This is a genomic window from Mycolicibacter nonchromogenicus, from assembly GCF_002101775.1.
Taxonomy (GTDB): domain Bacteria; phylum Actinomycetota; class Actinomycetes; order Mycobacteriales; family Mycobacteriaceae; genus Mycobacterium; species Mycobacterium nonchromogenicum.
On sequence record NZ_LQPI01000078.1, the window covers coordinates 1 to 1,427 of the forward strand.

General features: G+C 65.9%; 1 protein-coding gene. It reads left to right on the forward strand.

The genetic code is table 11. From position 1 onward, the window contains the following. Window positions 1-134: 134 nt before the first annotated feature. A complete protein-coding gene (locus AWC18_RS19310; protein WP_085139786.1) occupies window positions 135-1,370 on the forward strand; it encodes an IS256 family transposase in 1,236 nt (411 codons plus the stop codon). Window positions 1,371-1,427: the final 57 nt, after the last annotated feature.

The following is a 1,427-nucleotide window of genomic DNA, read 5'->3' on the forward strand; positions in this document are numbered from 1 at the left end:
GGTTGCGTCCAGCAGAGTGGTGTACGAGTCGGACCTGATCAGCGGTGCCGGCGTGTCGTAGCCGAGTGATTGAAGGTCATCGCGTGATTCTTCGAGAGACCGTCCAAAGTCACTCGAGCAAAGGAATCGACGCGATGACCACTGCCCACAGTATCGACCTGCCCACCGTGCTGGCCGAACGACTCACCACCGCACATCCCGACGTGTTGCGCGAGCTGCTGGCCACGTTTATCCACACCCTGATGGGTGCCGAGGCCGATGCCCTGTGCGGCGCCGGGTACGGCCAGCGCTCCGCTGAGCGCACCAATTCCCGCAACGGCTACCGGCACCGCGAATTCGACACCCGCGCGGGCACCTTGGACCTGGCGATCCCGAAGCTGCGCCACGGTTCCTACTTCCCGGACTGGCTGCTGGAGCGCCGCAAACGGGCTGAGCGGGCGCTGACGACCGTGGTGGCCACCTGCTACCTGCTCGGGGTCTCGACGCGGCGGATGGACAAGCTCGTCGAGACCCTCGGCATCACGTCGTTGTCGAAGTCGCAGGTGTCGGTGATGGCTAAGGAGCTCGACGCCGCCGTCGAGGCGTTCCGCACCCGGCCGCTGGATGCCGGCCCGTACACGTTCGTGGCCGCTGACGCCCTGGTGCTCAAAGTCCGCGAGGCTGGCCGGGTGGTCAACGTGCACGCCCTGATCGCGGTCGGGGTCAACAAGGAGGGCTACCGGGAGATCCTCGGCATCGACGTCACGACCGCTGAGGACGGCGCGGGCTGGCTGACGTTCTGGCGGTCGCTGACCGCCCGCGGGCTGTCCGGGGTCAAACTGGTCACCAGCGACGCCCACGCCGGGCTGGTGGCCGCAATCGGCGCGACGATCCCCGGGGCGGCCTGGCAACGCTGCCGAACCCACTACACAACCAATCTGATGGCCATCACCCCGAAGGCGTCGTGGCCGTGGGTGCGCACCCTGCTGCATTCAGTATTCGATCAACCCGACTCCGAATCGGTTGCAGCGCAATATGACAGGATTATCGACGCGCTGTCCGACAAGCTGCCCAAGGTGGCCGACCACCTCGAAGCGGCGCGGCCGGATCTGCTGGCGTTCACCGCTTTCCCCAAGCAAATCTGGCGCCAGATCTGGTCCAACAACCCCCAGGAACGGCTCAACAAAGAGATCCGCCGCCGCACCGACGTCGTGGGCATCTTCCCCGACCGCGAGGCCCTGATCCGCCTCGTCGGAGCAGTGCTGGCCGAGCAACACGACGAATGGGCCGAATCCCGGCGCTACCTCGGACTCGACGTCCTGAGCAAATCACGCACCGTCAACGACACCCCGACCGAACAGGAGGCCACCCCAGCGGCACTGACCGCCTGAACCATCACATCGAAGAATCACACGACGACGTCGTACACCACGTCCGTGGACTTGACC